Annotated in this window: 14 protein-coding genes; 9 read left to right on the top strand and 5 right to left on the bottom strand. The window is 42.1% G+C overall.

Annotation, left to right across the window (positions count from 1 at the left end; all coding sequences use genetic code 11):
• Positions 1-8: 8 nt before the first annotated feature.
• The gene (locus ACKTT2_RS32245) at positions 9-1,928 is read right to left on the bottom strand and encodes an FAD-dependent oxidoreductase (RefSeq protein ID WP_407894438.1); all 1,920 of its coding nucleotides are present in this window, start codon (positions 1,926-1,928) and stop codon (positions 9-11) included.
• A 382-nt stretch (positions 1,929-2,310) separates the two neighbouring features.
• On the opposite strand from ACKTT2_RS32245, the gene ACKTT2_RS32240 reads away from it, so the two are divergent.
• Positions 2,311-2,547: a peptidoglycan-binding domain-containing protein gene (locus ACKTT2_RS32240; RefSeq protein ID WP_407894436.1), complete on the top strand. Its 237-nt coding sequence runs from the start codon at positions 2,311-2,313 to the stop codon at positions 2,545-2,547.
• 762 nt (positions 2,548-3,309) lie between these two features.
• On the opposite strand, the gene fusA is transcribed toward ACKTT2_RS32240, so the two are convergent.
• Positions 3,310-5,328 (bottom strand): elongation factor G, encoded by a 2,019-nt coding sequence (gene fusA, locus ACKTT2_RS32235; protein ID WP_407894434.1) that lies wholly within the window; start codon positions 5,326-5,328, stop codon positions 3,310-3,312.
• Positions 5,329-5,739: 411 nt separating this feature from the next.
• Between fusA and ACKTT2_RS32230 the strand changes: the two genes are divergently transcribed.
• The 5 genes from ACKTT2_RS32230 (at position 5,740) to ACKTT2_RS32210 (ending at position 14,183) form a co-directional block, all read left to right on the top strand.
• Positions 5,740-5,982, top strand: coding sequence for a peptidoglycan-binding domain-containing protein (locus tag ACKTT2_RS32230; protein WP_407894432.1), 243 nt, complete (start codon positions 5,740-5,742; stop codon positions 5,980-5,982).
• Between the two features lie 338 nt (positions 5,983-6,320).
• Positions 6,321-8,342, top strand: a complete 2,022-nt coding sequence (locus ACKTT2_RS32225; protein WP_407894430.1) for a caspase family protein — start codon at positions 6,321-6,323, stop codon at positions 8,340-8,342.
• 108 nt (positions 8,343-8,450) lie between these two features.
• Positions 8,451-12,791 (top strand): nSTAND1 domain-containing NTPase, encoded by a 4,341-nt coding sequence (locus ACKTT2_RS32220; protein ID WP_407894428.1) that lies wholly within the window; start codon positions 8,451-8,453, stop codon positions 12,789-12,791.
• A 177-nt stretch (positions 12,792-12,968) separates the two neighbouring features.
• Complete coding sequence (locus ACKTT2_RS32215) at positions 12,969-13,508, top strand: retropepsin-like aspartic protease family protein (RefSeq protein WP_407894426.1); 540 nt, start codon at positions 12,969-12,971, stop codon at positions 13,506-13,508.
• Between the two features lie 393 nt (positions 13,509-13,901).
• A complete protein-coding gene (locus ACKTT2_RS32210; RefSeq protein WP_407894424.1) occupies positions 13,902-14,183 on the top strand; it encodes a hypothetical protein in 282 nt (93 codons plus the stop codon).
• Between the two features lie 190 nt (positions 14,184-14,373).
• Here ACKTT2_RS32210 and ACKTT2_RS32205 read toward each other — a convergent pair whose 3' ends face one another.
• Together ACKTT2_RS32205 and ACKTT2_RS32200 are read right to left on the bottom strand one after the other, a co-directional pair.
• Positions 14,374-14,604 carry a hypothetical protein gene (locus ACKTT2_RS32205; protein ID WP_407894422.1) on the bottom strand — a complete coding sequence of 77 codons (231 nt, stop codon included), beginning with the start codon at positions 14,602-14,604 and terminating at the stop codon, positions 14,374-14,376.
• A gap of 146 nt (positions 14,605-14,750) precedes the next feature.
• Positions 14,751-15,299: a PadR family transcriptional regulator gene (locus ACKTT2_RS32200; RefSeq protein ID WP_407894420.1), complete on the bottom strand. Its 549-nt coding sequence runs from the start codon at positions 15,297-15,299 to the stop codon at positions 14,751-14,753.
• 114 nt (positions 15,300-15,413) lie between these two features.
• Here ACKTT2_RS32200 and ACKTT2_RS32195 point away from each other — a divergent pair, with 114 nt between their 5' ends.
• The 3 genes from ACKTT2_RS32195 to ACKTT2_RS32185 all read left to right on the top strand — a co-directional run bounded on the left by ACKTT2_RS32195 (position 15,414) and on the right by ACKTT2_RS32185 (position 17,681).
• The gene (locus ACKTT2_RS32195; protein WP_407894418.1) at positions 15,414-16,310 is read left to right on the top strand and encodes a pirin family protein; all 897 of its coding nucleotides are present in this window, start codon (positions 15,414-15,416) and stop codon (positions 16,308-16,310) included.
• A complete protein-coding gene (locus tag ACKTT2_RS32190; protein ID WP_407894416.1) occupies positions 16,303-16,704 on the top strand; it encodes a hypothetical protein in 402 nt (133 codons plus the stop codon). The genes ACKTT2_RS32195 and ACKTT2_RS32190 overlap by 8 nt, the downstream gene beginning before the upstream one ends.
• Before the next feature lie 707 nt (positions 16,705-17,411).
• The gene (locus tag ACKTT2_RS32185; protein ID WP_038075523.1) at positions 17,412-17,681 is read left to right on the top strand and encodes a GlsB/YeaQ/YmgE family stress response membrane protein; all 270 of its coding nucleotides are present in this window, start codon (positions 17,412-17,414) and stop codon (positions 17,679-17,681) included.
• A gap of 126 nt (positions 17,682-17,807) precedes the next feature.
• Here ACKTT2_RS32185 and ACKTT2_RS32180 read toward each other — a convergent pair whose 3' ends face one another.
• Positions 17,808-18,878, bottom strand: coding sequence for a glycoside hydrolase family 43 protein (locus ACKTT2_RS32180; protein ID WP_407894414.1), 1,071 nt, complete (start codon positions 18,876-18,878; stop codon positions 17,808-17,810).
• Positions 18,879-18,916 lie beyond the last annotated feature (38 nt).

The following is an 18,916-nucleotide window of genomic DNA, read 5'->3' as shown; positions in this document are numbered from 1 at the left end:
CTTACTAATTACCAAGAAAGACGTAAACCCTGCTTTTTCATTGCTTGTTGCAATTGAGGCATTCGTTGTTTTGGAACAATTTGAGCGGGAGTTAAATCTGGTTGAGTCAGTAGCCAAGCGGCTGTCACGCCAGAAGCAGCACCAATACCCCACTCGCTATGATGAATGCGAGTCACTGCATTGACAATGTGAGTCACAGCTATACTCTTCCCACCAATCAAAAGATTATCGATTCGCTGAGGAATCATGCTTTCCAAAGGAATCATGACGGGACGAACCACAAATTCTCTAGCTGGGGCTTTGGTTGCTTCGTTGGATGGTTCCCAATTACGATAACGACACCCATGAATATCAATATCATAATGAGTGACAGCGACTACCGTTTTGGAAACATCTCGACCGCTCGAAACATCTGTTCTAATATCTGCTTCGCGCATCACAAACTCATTTTGTCCGTAGGCTTTGCGTCCTAAAATTCTGCGTCCCTCCCGAATATAAGGCATCATACTTAATCCCGAAACCGTACTCATAGGAGACTCTGTTCCAAAGAGGTAAGTCAGGGGAAAATTAGGTTGAGCTTGAGTTTCTAAGAGCCATTCCGCAAAAAAAAGCGCATGATTTTCACCTTCTTTTAGTGCTTCTAAAGCAAGCCCTCCCGCCCAGTTTTGCCTCTGTCCTGAAGCATTTATCTCTTCTTGTGTCAGAATTAGATGCGGATTCATTAAGTTCCAGTCGTTACCGCGATTCCAGTTCACCATAGTTATGTCTCCACGAACAGGAGTATCGACAAAGGGGTCACTGCGACGCATACTCACAATGCGCCTGTAATTAAAAAAGCTTCGACCTGCAAATACAGGAGTTCCTTTAATGGAATAATCTTTTCGATGTTCCTCTTTTGATATTCCTGACTCGAGCCGAGATAAGCGATCGCGACTTAAACCCCCATCATCATGAATAGCAACTGCAAATGTGTTGGTAAACGCTTGGGTGCATTGGGGGTTATTTTTAGGGGCTGCATGAATTTCACCTGTTGTAGCCCGAGATTCCGAACCCTGTCGGTGAGGAATATTTGCCCATCCTATCAATTCTCCTGTATCCGTGGCGTCAATGACTATCATGCGATCGCCTTTTGGGGCTTGCAATCGTATTGGGACTTTTTCAAATTCCTCATTATCAAACCAGGAATACCAAGAGGTTAATTCTTGAGACAGGCGACCTTTGGGAACATAATTAGAATTCCGTGGTATTCTTTTCACTGCGTAAATTGAAACAATTTGCCGCCCCGTACTGTCAAATTCAGCCCCTTTGAATGCGATAGAAGTTCCCCAACGACTTCCTGGTGCAGAACTAGAGGAAGACTTGAGTAACTGTTCTGCTGCTAACGCCCCTGCTTTCGGAGGAAAACACAACTTACCCACCCAACAGCTATTAATATCTTTCACCTTTAAAGAAGAAGAAACATTTGACCATGCAGGAAGTTCTACAGGTTGTTGTGCGATCGACTGCTTGAATTCAATCCAACTTTTTGAATGATTCTCCTTAGCCCGCATTGCCAATGATTCATCAACAGCCGCAACCCCTTGAGAACTAATTTGTCCTCCCAGCCAAGGAGTCAGTTCAATTAAACAAGTCTTTGCACCCGACTGCATTGCTTCAGATGCTGCTGCTACGCCTCCTAAAGAACCACCAATTACAACAATAGAGCATTCCCAAACCTCTTTTGCTGTGGGTAGGGGGTTAAGTTGAGGGAACCCGTTCGCTCCTATAAGCGGTTTAACTTTTGCCTTAGAGCTAGGTGTCGAATCGAGTTTTGAGTTTGGCAAGAGTAGTGCAAATCGGGTATGGAAATAACCCAAACTGACAACACCAAAGAAACCCAAAGCTGATATTAACAGAATAAATGGACTGAGACGGCGAGGTTGCTTCACTAGAGGTAAGAGAACAGATTTTCATTTTTCAGATGATATCTTAAGCTTCGCCCGATCTCACACCCCCGACCCTCGTTCCCAGGCTCCGCCTGGGAATGCCTTCCTAGAGGCTCCGCCTCCCGTACTGAAAAAGTCAGAAAAAGTCAGAAAAAGTCTTACCTTCATTCATATTCTCTGTTTGTTTGCGAAAAGCTCTCCAACCCTAGTGAATCTATATGTGAAAGTAAATTCGCTGATAGGTTCAATCGCCTAGAAGCAAATTATGACATTGACTAAAAATATTTTTTGAGCAAGTGTCATTCAATAGAAGCCAATTTAATAAAAAACACGGCTTCAATATAATCTTTTCGTTATCAATCTGTAATCAAAGGAGAAAATTATCATGAGTCAACAACATCCTTCTATCTTACGTCGTGGTGACAAAGGTGCAGAAGTTGAGCGCTTACAAGGCGACCTATCTTACTTGGGATACGATCTAGGTCCTACTGGTGTTGATGGCATTTTTGGTGAGTACACTGAAAAGGCTGTTAAGGCATTTCAAAAAGATAGCAACATCACTGTAGATGGTATCGTTGGTCCTGAAACCGGAAGAGCTTTGGGTACTCGTCTAGCAGCATAAATAAATTGTTTTACGACTTGCTAAGCGTGATGTAGAGAGTTTTTACACAAATTCTCTACATTTTTTTATTTTTAATCTTCCGCATTAATACTTACAGGTATTTTCAGGTAAACAGACCATCGTTGGTAGGGGCGCAAGGCATTGCGCCCCTACCAACGATGTGGTTCATTTAGGTGAAAATTGCTGTAATATATCAACGATTGCTCTTTGAGATAATTCCTCAAGGAAACATTAAGAGTAGGTTGGGTTGAGGAACGAAACCCAACATTGAATCAAATTATTAAATGTCACTCCTTTAATTATGAAAGCGATAATTAATAGTTAAATCGCCAGATTTTACATCAATTGAACTATATCGAACAATTGCCGTATTGGAATACCAATCATTCTTCCAGTTGAAATTTATACTATTATTCAATTTCTCAGTTTTATAAACTTTACCCTCAATTAACAAACTAATACTTACCGTACCATCAAGCTTACCAGTTCCTCGAGTAATTAAAGAATATATATGACCTAGAGAAGGAGATTTGTTAATAGTTACTATCTCAGGTTTCCGAACATCTTTAATTCATATCGAGCGGTAAGATGGAGAACATGAAGTCAGCAAATAGGATAGAGCGATAAGCTGGGTACAGCTTGCGCTTCGCGAACGCACAAGTTACATAAAGACTTTTTTTCATATTCAATCTCATTTTTGAGAAACTAGATTCCCAACTTCTTAGAGAAGTCGAGAATCTGATAGCAGTCTCTACATTAAACTTACATTTGACGACGGTAGCAGGCAAACTCCATGGTAAAAGTTGCCATACCAGAAGTCAGAGACCTCAAAGCTGTAGAATAGCCAAACATTTTTTCCAGAGGAACTTCAGCCCGAATCACCGAATCGCCTTGCATGGTTTCAGAACCCAACAGCAAACCACGACGAGATGAAAGGTCGCCCTGAACTCTTCCTACAAACTCGTTAGGTGTTTCCACCTCCACAAGCATAATAGGTTCGAGCATCACAGGCTTTGCGTGAGCGAATGCTTGCTCAACAGCTTGATGCGCCGCAGACCGAAAAGCGAATTCTGAAGAATCAACAGAATGGTAGGAACCTCCTTCCAAAACCACTTTGACTCCTGTTACGGGGTAACCTTCCAACAAGCCCGATCGCATTGCTTCTTTGAAACCTTTTTCGCAAGCAGGAATGTATTCCTTGGGAATTGCTCCGCCAACAACCTTATTTTCAAACACAAAGGGTTCATCTGATGGTTCAATTCTCCCAATCACATGAGCAAATTGACCGGAACCGCCGGATTGTTTTTTGAGTCGGTAGTCGAAACTCGCTCGTTGCGAGATGGTTTCTCGGTAAGCTACAGCTGGTTGTCCCACATAGACCTCAGTGTTATATTCGCGCTTGATGCGCTCAACGTAGATTCCTAGATGAAGTTCTCCCATTCCAGAAATAAGAGTGTTATTCGACTCCGGATCTAGGCTGACTCTGAATGTAGGATCTTCCCGTTGGAAACGGTGCAGTGCTTTTGCAAGACGATCTGTATCTTCTTGTTTCTTAGGACTAATCGCCAGAGTTATGACTGCTTCTGGAACAAACATCCCTTCCAAAGAAATTGGCATATCTTCAGAACACAAAGTATCTCCAGAAGCACAATCAACACCCAATAGAGCAACAATATCGCCAGCGACAGCAGTTTTGACTTCTTCTCGTTTGTTAGCGTGCATCCTAACCATTCGACCAATTTGCACTCGCTTGTCTGTTCGCGGATTGTAAACAAGATCGCCCGGTTTTAAAGTCCCTGAGTAAATGCGAGTGTAGGTTAATTGTCCAAAAGACTCTACTGTTAGCTTGAATGCTAAAGCTACTATGGGAGCATTCGGACTGGGGACTAACTCTTTGACATCCCTATCTACAGGAGAAGGAAGGTAAAGGGCGATCGCATCCAGCAAGTTTTGCACTCCTTTGTTTTTGAAAGCAGAACCGAGTAGTACTGGAACTAATTCCAGTCTTAGGGTGGCTTGTCGTATGGTTTCCCAAATCAGTTCTTTAGGAACTTCTTCACCTTCCAATAACATGGTTGTCATTGGTTCTGAAAAGAAGGACAAAGCATCTAGCATTTTTTCTCGTGCTTGTTGTGCTTCGTCAGCAAGAGTAGCAGGAATGGGATTTTTTACCCAGTTCTCACCATTTTCGCCCTCATAGTAATTCGCTGTCATTTCCACTAAGTCAATGACTCCCTGAAATTGGTCTTCACTACCAATTGGGTACTGAAGTAACACCGCATTCAGCCCAAGGCGATCGCTCTTAGCGCAAGCTGTAACCAGCTTATCGCGCATTGCTTGCACGACACGGAAAGGGTTTGCACCCGCCCTATCCATTTTGTTAATGAATGCCAAACGCGGAACCCGATATCGCTTCATTTGACGGTCTACTGTAATCGACTGTGACTGCACGCCAGCTACAGCACAAAGTACCATCACAGCCCCATCCAACACCCGCAAAGCACGCTCGACTTCTATCGTAAAATCCACGTGTCCCGGCGTATCAATAAGATTTATTTGAGTTTCTTGCCACTGACAAGTGGTAGCAGCTGAGGCGATCGTAATTCCATGTTCTTTTTCTAACTCCATGAAATCCATAGTGGCACCCTTGCCACCTCCACGCACTTCCTCAATATTATGGATTCTGCCAGTATAAAATAGGATTCGCTCCGACAATGTGGTTTTACCAGAATCTATGTGGGCAGATATACCAATATTGCGGATGCGTTCTCGGGGTTTCATCGACTTCCTTTTTGTTAAACGAACAATTAGCCACTGTCTCAACAGCAACTATATTTATATACTACATTAATACTACATAAATGTAAAGAGTCACTGGGCAATGCCCACCCAACATTATTGTTCTACTTAAAGTGTTGATAGTATCAAAACGATCCGAGTGGTTAGAAAAAGTCAGAAAAAGTCTTACATTCATTCATATTCTCTGTTTGTTTGCGAAAAGCTCTCCAACCCTAGTGAATTAATATGTGAAAGTAAATTCGCTGACAGGTTCAATCGCCTAGAAGCAAATCATGACATTGACTAAAAAATATTTTTTGAGCAAGTGTCATTTAATGGAAGCCAATTTAATAAAAAACACGGCTTCAATATAATCTTTTCGTTATCAATCTGTAATCAAAGGAGAAAAGTATCATGAGTCAACAACATCCTTCTATCTTACGTCGTGGTGACAAAGGTGCAGAAGTTGAGCGCTTACAAGGCGACCTATCTTACTTGGGATACGATCTAGGACCTGCTGGTGTTGATGGCATTTTTGGTGAGTACACTGAAAAGGCTGTTAAGGCATTTCAAAAAGATAGCAACATCACTGTAGATGGTATCGTTGGTCCTGAAACCGGAAGAGCTTTGGGTGCTCGTCTAGCAGCAAAAGCTTAATTGTTTTACCGATCGCTAAGCCTAATGTAGAGAGTTGTTACACAAATTCTCTACATTTTTTTATTTTTAATTTTCCCAGTAAATATTTAATAGATAAATGCTTAATATTTTATTCATGAAAGCGAGAAGAATGTAGGTTGGGTTGAGGAACGAAACCCAACATTTCATCGAAGTATTAAATGGCGCTTCGTTTTACCCAATTCACAAAATATAAAAGATTCTTTTTCACAATAAACACGTATTTGAGAAGGATAAACGCAGAACGTAGACACTGTGCTAAGCTATTAGATTAAGTCCGGTTAAAGATTATCAATCCAAAATTTAAAATCTAAAATCCAATGACTTGTAATATCTATGCACTCATAGTAGGTATCGACGAATACGTCAGTCCCGTTCCTCCTTTAAGTGGCTGTGTAAACGATATTATGGCAATAAAAGAATATTTAGAAGGAAGAGTCAGTCAAGATGGATACAAGTTACACTTACGCACGCTACTAAACCAAGATGCCACTCGTCAAGCGATCGTTGAAGGTTTCCAGCAGCATCTGTGCCAAGCAAGTAGTGAGGATGTGGCATTCTTTTGCTATGCAGGACATGGTAGTCAAGAGCAAGCACCTGAAGAGTTTTGGGTTTTAGAGCCAGATCGACTCAATGAAACGCTAGTTTGTTACGACAGTCGCACTCCAAAAAGTTGGGACTTAGCGGATAAAGAGTTGGCAAAACTAATCGCTCTTGTCGCCGCGAAAAATCCTCATATTACTATTATTATGGACTGCTGCCACTCAGGGTCTGGTACTCGCGACACATACGGGGAGGCAGTTCGCCTTGCGCCCATAGATCGCCGAAAACGACCTTTAGACAGCTTCATTGTCTCATTAAAAGAAGCCGAAGAACTTTCTTCCGCTTCCCGCAGTCTGGAGGGAAATCCGACGGGTTGGAATTTCCCTAAAGGAAAATATATCTTTCTAGCAGCATGCCAAGATCGCGAGACAGCAAAAGAATATAACGGCAGTGGGCAACAAAGGGGCGCGTTTTCTTACTTTTTAGTCGATACATTGAAGAAAGCTAATGGCGGTTTAAGTTATAGGGATTTATTCAAGCGTGTTAATGCTCTAGTTCGTGCTAAAGTGACATCTCAATCTCCACAAATAGAAGCTACGGTATTGAGCGATCTAGACCAACCGTTTCTGAGAAATGCGATCGCTCAACGCCAACCCTACTTCACCGTCTACTGTGACAACGATCGCGACTGGGTAATTGATGGCGGCGCTGTTCACGGTATTCCCCACCCTAGTGGCAGCGAGACAACTCTACTAGCATTATTTCACTTTGACACTCCGAATGTACAGCTAACTCAATTGTCGGTGGCAATAGGTGAAGCGCAAGTCGTTGAAGTCATGCCGCAACTGAGTAAAGTAGAGATTAGCGGGATTGAAAACTTAGATTGTGAATTAACATTTAAAGCAGTTGTTACCAGTTTACCTCTACCGCCCAAAGGAGTTGCGATCGAAGGAGAACAAGCAGGTGTAGAATTGGCGCGTAACACCCTGCTCGCCACTGGTGGACAAAATCAGCCTTCACTCTACGTAAAGGAAGTTACCACGCCTGAAACAGCCGAGTTCAAGTTACTTGCTCGTGATGGTAAATATTTAATTGTGCGATCGGCAGATGACCGTCCTTTAGTTGCAGAAATTCATAGTTATACAAATGCAACAGCTTTGCAGGTAATTAAGCGATTGGAACATATTGCCAAATGGATGAATATTGCCGAACTCTCTAGTGTTGCCACCAGTCACCTCCGCCCAGATGCAGTGCAAATGATACTCTATCAAAATGAGCGAGAGATCCAAAATACCGAGATTCGCTTGGAATATCAACAAGAAAATGGCAAGTGGCAACCACCAGCTTTTCAAATCAAGCTGAAAAATACCAGCAATGAGCCAGTTTATTGTGCGCTCCTCAATTTAACAGATCGCTACGCAGTCAATGCTGGTTTATTTGAAACAGGAGGAATCTGGTTACAGCCAACTGGGCAAACGGGAGATGAAGCTTGGGCATTAAGCGGGCAACCGATCTATCCTACGGTTCCACAAAAACTATGGCAACAGGGAATTACTGAAGTTAAAGATATTCTCAAACTGATTGTTTGCACTTCAGAATTTGATGCGACATTGCTCGAACAAGAGGAACTCGACTTACCTTCTCGCCAAGTACCAACGCCCCGTCGCGGTAAAGGAACTCTCAACCGTCTCATGAATAGGATACCATCCCGCCAAGTGAGAGCCAAACCAAAGGAAGAAGTTTATGATGATTGGGTTAGCAGTCAAATCATCATTACCACCGTGCGATTGGGGGGCTAAAAACTACTGCATAAGTTATATCTTGAGCCACCTACTTATTTAGTAGCTTAATTAAAGCCATGTGAATTGAAGCCCAGAGGTCATTCAAACAAAAAAGGAGCAACCACTATGGCTGAATTCGCCAACAATCTGGCATTTGTGATTGGCATTAACAATTACGGAAGTAGCATTTCCTCCCTACAGAATGCTGTTAGTGACGCTAAACAGTTGGCAGAGATTCTGCGTGAAAAGCATGGCTACCAGGTGTGGGAGTGCTTGGATGAAGTCGCGACTCTGAAAAACCTTCTTCACCTGTTGGACACAACTCTTCCAGAACATACTACTGTAGATGACCGACTGCTATTTTACTTTGCCGGTCATGGAATTGCTCTCAATGGCGATGACGGTCCGCAAGGTTATTTAATTCCCCAAGATGCCGTTTTGGGAGACACCTCAACCTATCTACCAATGACGCAGTTGCAGGAGTACTTGAGTCAATTGCCCTGTCGTCATTTTCTTGGTATCTTTGACTGTTGTTTCGCTGGTGCTTTCCGGTGGTCGAGTACTCGCGATTTGTTACCAGTACCAGAAGTCATTCATCAAGAGCGTTACGATCGCTTTATTACCGATCCAGCTTGGCAGGTGATTACCTCTGCTGACTACGACCAAGAAGCCTTAGACGCTCTCAAAATTAACACCGAACGTGGTTCAGATGGCGAGCATTCTCCTTTTGCTGCTGCATTGTTTGAAGCGCTATCAGGTGGGGCTGATGTTTATTCTCCGGATACTCATGGTCAACCCTCTGGAGATGGGGTGATTACTGCTACTGAATTGTACATATATCTGCGCGATCGCGTTGAAGGAGAAACTTTTGGCGATCGCTTACGGCAAACTCCACGTATTTGGCCTTTAAAGAAACATGACAAAGGCGAGTATATCTTTCTCACCCCCGGACATGTACTGAACTTACCCCCAGCACCACCTCTAGATGAATCTCAAAACCCTTATCGCGGGTTGCAGTCGTTTGATGAAGAACATAGCCATTTATTTTTCGGCAGACAAGCGTTAACTGAACAACTTTACCAACATATATGCCAGCAGCCGTTGACTGTAGTACTGGGTGCTTCCGGTACTGGAAAATCCAGCTTAGTTAAGGCCGGCTCGATCCCCTACCTCAGGAAGTTAGACATAGCACAACAGCACTGGAAAATTCTTGCACCGATACGTCCGGGAGATTCACCATTACAAGCATTGAACAATACACTGGCACGGGAAAATTTAGCAGTTTCCGCGACAACCAACCTCACTACCGACAATATAGCAACTTGGTGTCAAAACAATCCTACATCAAAATTACTACTAGTAATAGACCAGGCTGAAGAATTGCTCATTTTTTGTCGGCAAGATCGACGGGAAAAATTTCTTAACTTCTTAAAGCAATTATTAGCTAAGTTTCCACAGCAGATACGGATTGTACTGACACTACGAAATGATTTTGAAAACCAATTCCAAGATTCTATTTTAGCTCCATATTGGCAAGCGGCGCGATTTTTCGTGCCAGTAATGACGCGAGAGGAATGGCGCTCTTGCATTGAAGAACCAGCATCAGCACGAGTGATGTATTTTGAACCTTACAGTTTGGTAGACAATTTAATTGATGAAGTCGCTCAGATGCCAGGAGCGCTACCTTTACTGTCCTTTACCTTAAGCGAGCTTTACCTGAAATATTTACGGAATATCCGTGAGGGGAAAACAGATAATCGAGCAATTACGCAAGAAGATTATGAAGAACTCGGTGGAGTAACGCGAAGTCTAACCCAAAGAGCTGATAGTGAATATGAGAAGTTAGTTCAACAAGATCCAGCCTATGCTCAGACTGTTTGCAATGTCATGTTGCGAATGGTAGCAGTGGGTAGTGAAGATACTCGCAGACGAGTACCCTTATCAGAACTAGAGTATCCAGAACCAGAAAACTCGCGGGTACAAGAGGCGATTAAGCGCTTTACAACAGCACGCTTACTTGTGGAAGGACAAGATACTGAGGGTAACCCTTATGTAGAACCTGCCCACGATGCCTTAGTTCAGGGATGGCAAAAACTACAGGAGTGGAAAAAAGATCGAGAGGAAAGTTTGACTTTACAACGACGGTTGACACAAGCAGCTCAAGAGTGGAAAAGTAAGGAAACGCTAGCAGGTAATCACAGAGTTGAAAATTTCGTTGATTGGTTGGATGGGAAATTCTACTCCGTCGAAAACTGGTTTAACAAAATAAATACTGAGTTTGTGCGACTATGGCAACCTAAAGTCAATCGGCAAGAGCGTCCAAAAGATAAACAAGTAGAGTTTCTTTGGAATTCCGAACCATACCTTGATGTCTTGAAGGAAAAACTCAATTCTAATCCCAAGTGGTTTAACCAATTAGAAGCCGAGTTTGTCCAGCATAGCGCTCAGCGAAGACGCCAGAACACAGCTTGGCGTTGGCGCATTGCCATTACGGTAATACTAGGATTGAGCGGGCTAATAGTCCTATCTTTAATTGGTCAATGGGGAACGTTATACGGTAATATGTCTTCCAAGACGCAAAGTGCTGATGGCAATTTAAGATCCAATAATCTTACTTTAGATGCGTTAAAAAATAGTTTACAAGCTGGGGAAACTCTGAAAAATCCACTTTTGCAGTTAGTCAAGCCAAAAGAACAGGATCGTGCACAAGTCATAAGCACGTTGAGAAGGGCGGTTTATACTGTGAGAGAATCTAACCGCTTGCAAGTACCTCTAGGCGCGGTTGAAAGTATTTTTTGGCTAGATGACAAGCTACTAATGGCTAGTGCTGACAATAACGGTACAGTCTATATTTGGAACAAAAAGATGGAAAAGCTACGGGTGTTAGAAGGTCGTAAAAACCCAGTTACAAGTATCAGATTTAGTCCAAATAATAGCAGACTTGCTATTGCTGAAAATAACGGTAATATTCGCTTATGGGATTGGGAAACAGGACTATTAATCGACTTGAAAAAGCATCAAGGCTTGGTTAAAAATGTTGCTTTTAGCCTAGATGGAAGTAAACTTGCTACTGTTGGCGCAGATGGTACAGCTAACTTGTGGCATTTGAGCAAACATTTGCAGGAATTTAACGAAACTAAAAGCAAAGCGCTTGGCGTTGGTTTTAATGTTAACAATCAACTACTACTAGTTACTGTTAGTCAAGATAACCGTATTGTCAGCTTATTGGATTCTGCTGGTAAAGAGTTGCGGACATTCAAACCTTTTGCCCCAGTGGAAAAGGTAATTATTAGTCCTGATGGTGAGAAATTGGTCATTTTCTATGCTGCTCATGGCAACGAAGAAGCTTCTAGTTGGTTGTGGAATTGGCAAAAAAACCAATTTCAGCGATTGGGAAAAGAAGTCATCGTAAGTTTTAGCAAGAATGGCAAAGTTGGCTCTACAGGATTTGATGATGGTATAATTCGATTAAGGGATTTGTCTAACAATCGAGTAGAAGTATTGAAAGGTCATAGTAGCCAAGTTACTAGTATCAACTTTAGAGCGAATAATCAGGAATTCGCTACCGCTAGCACTGACGGTACTATTCGGGTGTGGCATATGGAACATGAAAATTTGAATCCACTCACACCACTTCCTGGCAAAATTAGTAACATCAGTTTTACGCCAGATGGCAAACAAATGGCGGTTTTAAGACAAGACGGCACTGTAAGTTTATCTGATTTGTCAGGTAAGAACTCAAAAGTATTTGCAAGACGTTATAACCAGTCTAGTAGCTTGAGTTTTACTCCAGATGGTCAGAAACTCGCTATCTTAGATAACGGTACTCTAAACTTATTAAATTTATCTGGTAAGCAAGTGAAAGCTTTTCCGGTTAAACACTCATCTCAAAGTAACTTTAGTTTTAGGAAAGATGGCAACAAAGTAGCAATTTTGCAAGATGAGAATACTGTTCGCGTTTTGAACTTATTTAATGGGAAAGAAGAACCGAAACACGATGTAAATATAAATAAAGACAAACTTAGGAGCGTGGTTTGGAGAGAAAAAGATAGATTACAGGTAGCATCTGTGGGAGAAATAGAATCAGGACAGAAGAGTGTTCGTTTATGGGATTTGCAAACAAATCAACAAATCGCTATCCCATTTCAAGGACGTGCCCGCGAATTTGTTAGCATCAGTTTTGACAATGATGGTAACTTAATTGCTTCGGCTCAAGATGATGGTAAAGTTAACTTATGGTACAGAGAAGGGAATACCTTATCTAAATTGCAATGGACTGATGGCAAGATTAAAAGCGTCCAATTAAGTCCTGATGCTAGCGTGCTAGCTGTAATTGGCGACAACGGTACTGCTCGGTTAATGCGGCTTGGTACATTAGATCAACTACTCTCATTGGGTTGTCGCCACGCACGGGAGTCTCTCAACAGTAATCTCTTTGATGATAGCGATCGTCGCACTTGTCTTTGATGATAGCGATCGCCGCACTTGTGCTGACCTTGGTATTGGTGTTAAATCCCACCACCACTAGGAAAACTAGTCATTGTTCACTGGTCACTGGTTACTGGTCACTGGTCACTGATTATTTCTCCGCCCATCTGGGTACATTAGTTGTAGGCAGGTAAGCGTGAGGATAAGAAGAATTCGATGAAAAGGGTTTCGGGTCAATGGATAAAAACTGTTGCATTAGTCTCCACATTGGTATTTTTGGCATCCTCAGAGCGAATAACTGCTCAAGACATGGGAGCCTGTTACATGGTAACGACTTCTGGGAGAGCTATAAGTTTAGGAAACTTATGTGGTGTTACGCCATCCGATAAAGGAGTATTTCGGATTCCCATTAAACGTCGTGCGGGAAAAACTCCAATTGTAGATGTTACGTTTAATGGAAATAAAACTTTTGAAATGATTGTTGATACAGGTGCTAGCATCACTCTCATCACCTCAAGCATGGCAAATACTCTCAAGCTTAAGCCTACAGGTATTATGCAAGCAGAAATTGCGGATGGTAGCCAGGTTAAATTTCCTATCAGTCAAGTGAACTCTATTGCTGTTGGTGACGCTGTGGTAAATAATGTTGAAGTTGCGATCGCTCCCAAAGCTGGTATTGGACTGTTAGGTCATAATTTCTTTGATAATTACGATGTCAAAATTTTAGGAAACGTAATAGAATTTTCTCGGCGTTAAAGGTATCTTACAGTACTATTCCTATAAGTCAATAAGTCAAAAGGCTTATTTATTACGCTCTGTGGAAGTATTTTTAAAATTGTTTACACTCAGGGTAGAAAAAAAGCCATTAAAGTTCTGGTAGATATTTTTGATTTGAAAGAGATAAAAGTTTTATTTTTCATGCTTTAATAAAAATAACTATATCTCAAGCAAAGATGCTTGTTTCCTGCCACAATACCTGTGATAATTGAAGCTTGTCTCAAGTTTTGAATTGTTGAGTACTTAACAGGTTCCTTACTGTCTTCAGTGGAAATTGTCAAAAACATGAATCAATCAGTGCTTCCACTGATATATTTTAGAGTCGATCGCTAATATAACAGGAACCGACGAAAACAACTAGGAGGAGAAGCAGTGATTGTATTGATGCAGAATTATATCCAAATAAACATAAACTTTACAAAAATATACAATCAATCTGAAATTTCGTTAGCTTCAGAGCCTATAGAAGTTGGCGGGCTTAACGATATTAGTCAGATTTATCAAACCACTGGACTTTTTTTCTTAGTTTTCTTGGTAATTAATTATATTTTGGCGAAATATTTATATAAAAGGCAATGGGAACAACCAAAGCTAGTAGAAAATATGAGAGATATTAAGAAAGTGTTGAAACCCAAAAAGAGTAAAGCTTTTTAGAGGGGTATGCGATCGGCATCACCTGTTGCTATCTGCTACACCTTAATAACACGGGCGAGGCATATATAATAAGACGGGCGAGGACGCCCATCCCACAAGAGTCAAGTTGACTCTCGGTTCTTAAAGCTATAGAATCAGGAAAATGACTATAAATACGGATGCGACCTAGAGCATTACTTCCGTCTAAAACTTAACTTTCAAGTTTGTCTCTAAGTGAGGGTGTTAAAATCATTAACCCTCTGACTACTTCTTCTGGAGTTGCTGTACCATTAGTGATATGTTTGACAGTCTCCATCACCTCTAACGCTAAATTCTCTGGAATGCCCGATAGGACTAGTCGTTTTAATTCTAAAACGTCTACGCCTTTTTCTAATCCCGCGAGATATTCTTCTACGCTGACTCCTAAGTCTTCAATCTCCATTTTTTTTGAGTGTTATTGAATAAAAATACTTGGTAATAATTATATCTTGATGTTGCTATCATTTCATAGAACTATAAATCTCGTATTTGATTTTTGAAATATACGTAGTATTGAGTGATGCTTTTATTGTATGCTATACAAACTTTTTATGACTCATTTTCAATTTGGTGGATGGTATGAATTGCCATATCCAACCAATTAATATAAGTTTGTTCTTGTCGTAGCACTAGTTCTAGTACCAACCTTTGCAGAATTTGTTGGCGATTGTTGGAGAGGTTGTCAAGGGGTGGTAGCTCGATCGCTTTACATTCATCTAATTTTTCACACCGTGCTGCTCGTTGTTGCTCTAACAGTTTAATGATGGCATCATTCGGTAATTGAGCGGCAAAAAACATTTGAATGAGTAAGATGTCTCGCACAGTTGGTAAGGGTTGCGCTTCTTGAAGCCATCTTGTGAATTCCACTTTTCCTGCTTCAGTTAAACGGTAAACCTTTCGATTCGGGCGATCGCGTTGAATCTCAACCGTGCAGTTAATCCAACCCCTTTCTTCCAGTTTGTCCAAAGTTCTGTAAATCTGTGCTTGGTCGGCTTGCCACAAATGGGCAATGGTGCGATCGAAGCAGCTTGTTTTGAGGTCATAGCCAGTCATCTCTTCTTGCTGAAGCAGACCCATAATTGCGTGTGCCAAGGACATGATACGGTTTTCCGAATAATGATGTTCGCTTAATTACACTGTCATGACCTATATATGCTTGCGCTAATATATGATTAATCATATATAAAGTATAGTACTTTAAAGGAGGACTGCATGACTACCTTACACCTCAGCAAAGAACGGCGAACGGTTGCAGGAATCATCAGCAGCGTCGAGACGCTAGAGGGTGAGGGCATTGTTGTGCGCCGTCCCTTTCCAAAAAGTACTTTTTCAGATTTCGATCCATTTCTACTTTTAGATGAGTTAGGTCCTACTAAGGTTGCTCCAGGTCAAGCTAAGGGAGCACCCGATCATCCTCACCGAGGTTTTGAGACAGTTACTTACCTGTTACAGGGTTGCTTGGAACATAAGGATTCGCTGGGACATAGTGGAACACTTAATCCAGGTGATGTGCAGTGGATGACAGCAGGATCTGGTATCGTTCACTCAGAAATGCCGGAACGGGAATTTACTCGCACTGGTGGGCGGCTGCACGCGCTACAGTTATGGGTAAATTTACCGCAGCGCAGTAAGTTGATGCCACCTCGCTATCAAGAAATTCCAGCTCAACGCATTCCCACAGTGCGATCGCCAGATGGGTTGGTAACAGTGAAAGTCATAGCTGGAAGTGCGTTTGGTGTCAGTGCTGCCATTGAAACGCAAACGCCCATTATGTACTTGCATCTCACACTCCAACCAGGTGCAACAGTCGTTCAGCCCGTGCCGAGAGATTATAATGCCTTTGCCTATGTACTTGAAGGTGAAGGAGCATTCGGTGCGGATTTTGAGCGAGGGGAAGATGGAAAGATGGTTCTTTTTGCTCAAGATGGCGAAGAGGCAATTATCGCAAACTCATCCACAGAAGTACCACTAGAGGTACTGCTGATTGGCGGAGTGCCACTTAATGAACCAGTTGTTCGCTACGGACCGTTTGTTATGAACACCGAAGTTGAAATTGAGCAAGCATTTGCAGATTATCGTAACGGAAGGATGGGTACTATTAATGTCTGACACACTTTTACAACCAACACTTCAACGTTTGTCCGTTTTGCGTGACAAACTCCTCGACTTACACAAAATCTTGCTTGACACAGAACGTGCGGCTTACGAGCAAGTCCGTGGGCGAGTTTCTAGAGGAGAACTGCTACAACTGCTGATCTCTGACGAGCAATTTGCCTGGTTGCGTAACATCTCGATGTTAGTGGTAGAAATCGATGAAACCCTTCATGCAGATGAACCGATCGCTCTGGAAGATGCTCAAAGTCTGCTAGAAAGTGCTCGCAAGTTGCTGACACCTGTAGAAGATGGTAATACGTTTGAGAAAAAGTACTACGCTGCTCTACAGCGCGAACCTGATGTTGCACTAGCACATGCACAGATAACACAGATTCTTGCTCAGAAGTAATCCGAATCAGTTTTTTACAGTAAGAGTAGTCTATGTCATAAGTTTTAGTGAGTTGGCTCAGAGCCATCACTCGTTCCCAGGCTTTGCCTGGGAATACCTTTGAGCAGAGGCTCCGCCTCCCGTCTCGCTCCAGCCGCGATGAAAAAATTTCATTACTACCAATCATGAAACTCTTCCTTTCCTACTCCCTACTACGCGAGTAGCTTCAACAGATGGAGCACATAAGTTTCTTTTTGTGGCGTTATTTTTTGTAAGGTAAAGAAGATGAGGTTCTACGCCTTACAGGAGTATCATTGCCTTACTTACGTAAACGTAAGAACATTAGAACAGCTAATTTCCGTCACATTACCATTTCTAATAGTAAAAATCAAATAGGAGTCTTATATTGATTTATACGATCTCTGTTACAATTGAAGCTGCTACATATTACAAATCTTTATTCTTCAGTTTTATTCCTTTGGTAGAACAGATTGGTTCTTCAAAATTCATATACTGCAATTACCAAGCAATGAATTTCTTCCCTCCTAGTTTGAGACCTAACTAGGAGTTTTTTAATGTTTCTTAATATTAGTATATGTCTTAAGAAATAAACCCAATAGAGTCATCCTTAAGACTTGTGAATAATTAGTTCCGATGACAGATTGGGTATTCATATTTAACTTGCTATTCTGTAATTGTCAAAGAAAAAGTTTACCCCATTTAAAACAATGAACATTATTGCTTGGATTGTATTAGGTCTTATAGCTGGAGCCATAGCTAAAGCTATCTACCCCGGTCATCAAGGTGGTGGAATCTTGGGAACCATTCTGTTAGGAATTATCGGTGCTTTTGTAGGTGGTAGTTTAGGTGTATTCTTTAGTACTGGGCAATTTTCACTAGCAGCTACTACTCTTAGCATCCCTGGCATCGCATTAGCAGTTGTTGGTGCGCTTGTTGCTATTTTCATATGGAATTTACTTACCCGTCGTGCAGTTTAATAACTGAAAGCACGCTCAGTTTATAGTAAGTCTCAGGGAGCTAGCGTTCGTATAATATCCCTGAATTTAATAAAAAAAATGGCGCTATCCTAGGATTAGGATAGCGCTACTATATGTCTTTATTCTTTATCCTTCATACTGACTTTTCTCAGTGATGGTCTGTAGCGTCCAAGTAGGACCGTTGCAACGCGGTCCGTCAAGTGTCCAAATGAGTTTGTCCATACACATCTGCCGCGCCGCCATGTTTATTCCCCAAGCATGGTAAACCATGTACTCAGTCTTTTCGTCGAGACCTAGAACAATCGAGTTGTGTCCAGGTCCGAGAACATGACCGCGAAGCGATCGCAGCACGCGCGGTCCCGTTTCATTGCCTGCATCTGAGTAAGGTCCCATTACATTGTCAGCTACTCCATAATCCACACCATAGTTCTCAGTTTCCCAACGTCCACCGCTATAAAAACAGTAGTACCGACCTTCATGTTTCCTGACACAAGGACCTTCTAAAGTATGCCAATCAAAAATTTCACCGTACATTAAACGGTTGCTTAGAAACCTCTGCCAATCCGAACGCGCACGCAAGACAGTTTTCCCAAAGCCGGAGAGCTTTGTCATGCTTTGGAGGCGGTCTACATAGAGAGCAGTACCAGCACGCATACCGCTCCCAGTATCCAGAAAATCACGAGCGTAAAACAGATACCACTGTCCATCATCATCACGGAATGGATGCGGGTCAATGGCAAAGGGACAAGAATTAGGATCTACTAACGGTTCTCCAACATCCTCATAAGGACCCAAGGGAGTATCGCTAGTAGCAACGCGCAACTGATGATTTTTGTCTTCGTGTCCTACGGAGTAGTAGAGGTAGAACTTGCTGTCACTGTATGCAACTTCGGGTGCCCAAAAGTTGTCGCCAAGAGCAGAGTCTGGACGCTTCAGAGCATTACCAACAAAATGCCAGTTTAGGAAATCAAAGGAGCGTAACAGAGGAAAGACACACAAGTTGTTGGTGGAGCCAGTGCTTGTCGCATCAGAGATTTCGTCTATCTGTCCTTCTGCTTCTGCTGCACCAGTTCCGATCGCATAGTATACGTCCTGGTACTTCCATACAAAGGGGTCAGCGAAATAGCCTTTGTAGACTGGATTAATGTAAGTACGGGTTTGAGTGATGTTTTCCGGTTTTGGATCGATATGAGACATTGTGTCTGTAGGAAGTGGAATTGGAAGATAACAAATCC

The sequence above is a fragment of the Scytonema hankhaensis NUACC26 genome, assembly GCF_045865695.1.
In the GTDB taxonomy this organism is placed as follows: Bacteria; Cyanobacteriota; Cyanobacteriia; order Cyanobacteriales; family Nostocaceae; genus Scytonema.
Note: the sequence above shows the minus strand (reverse complement) of the source record. Positions and strands in the feature narration are given on the sequence as shown.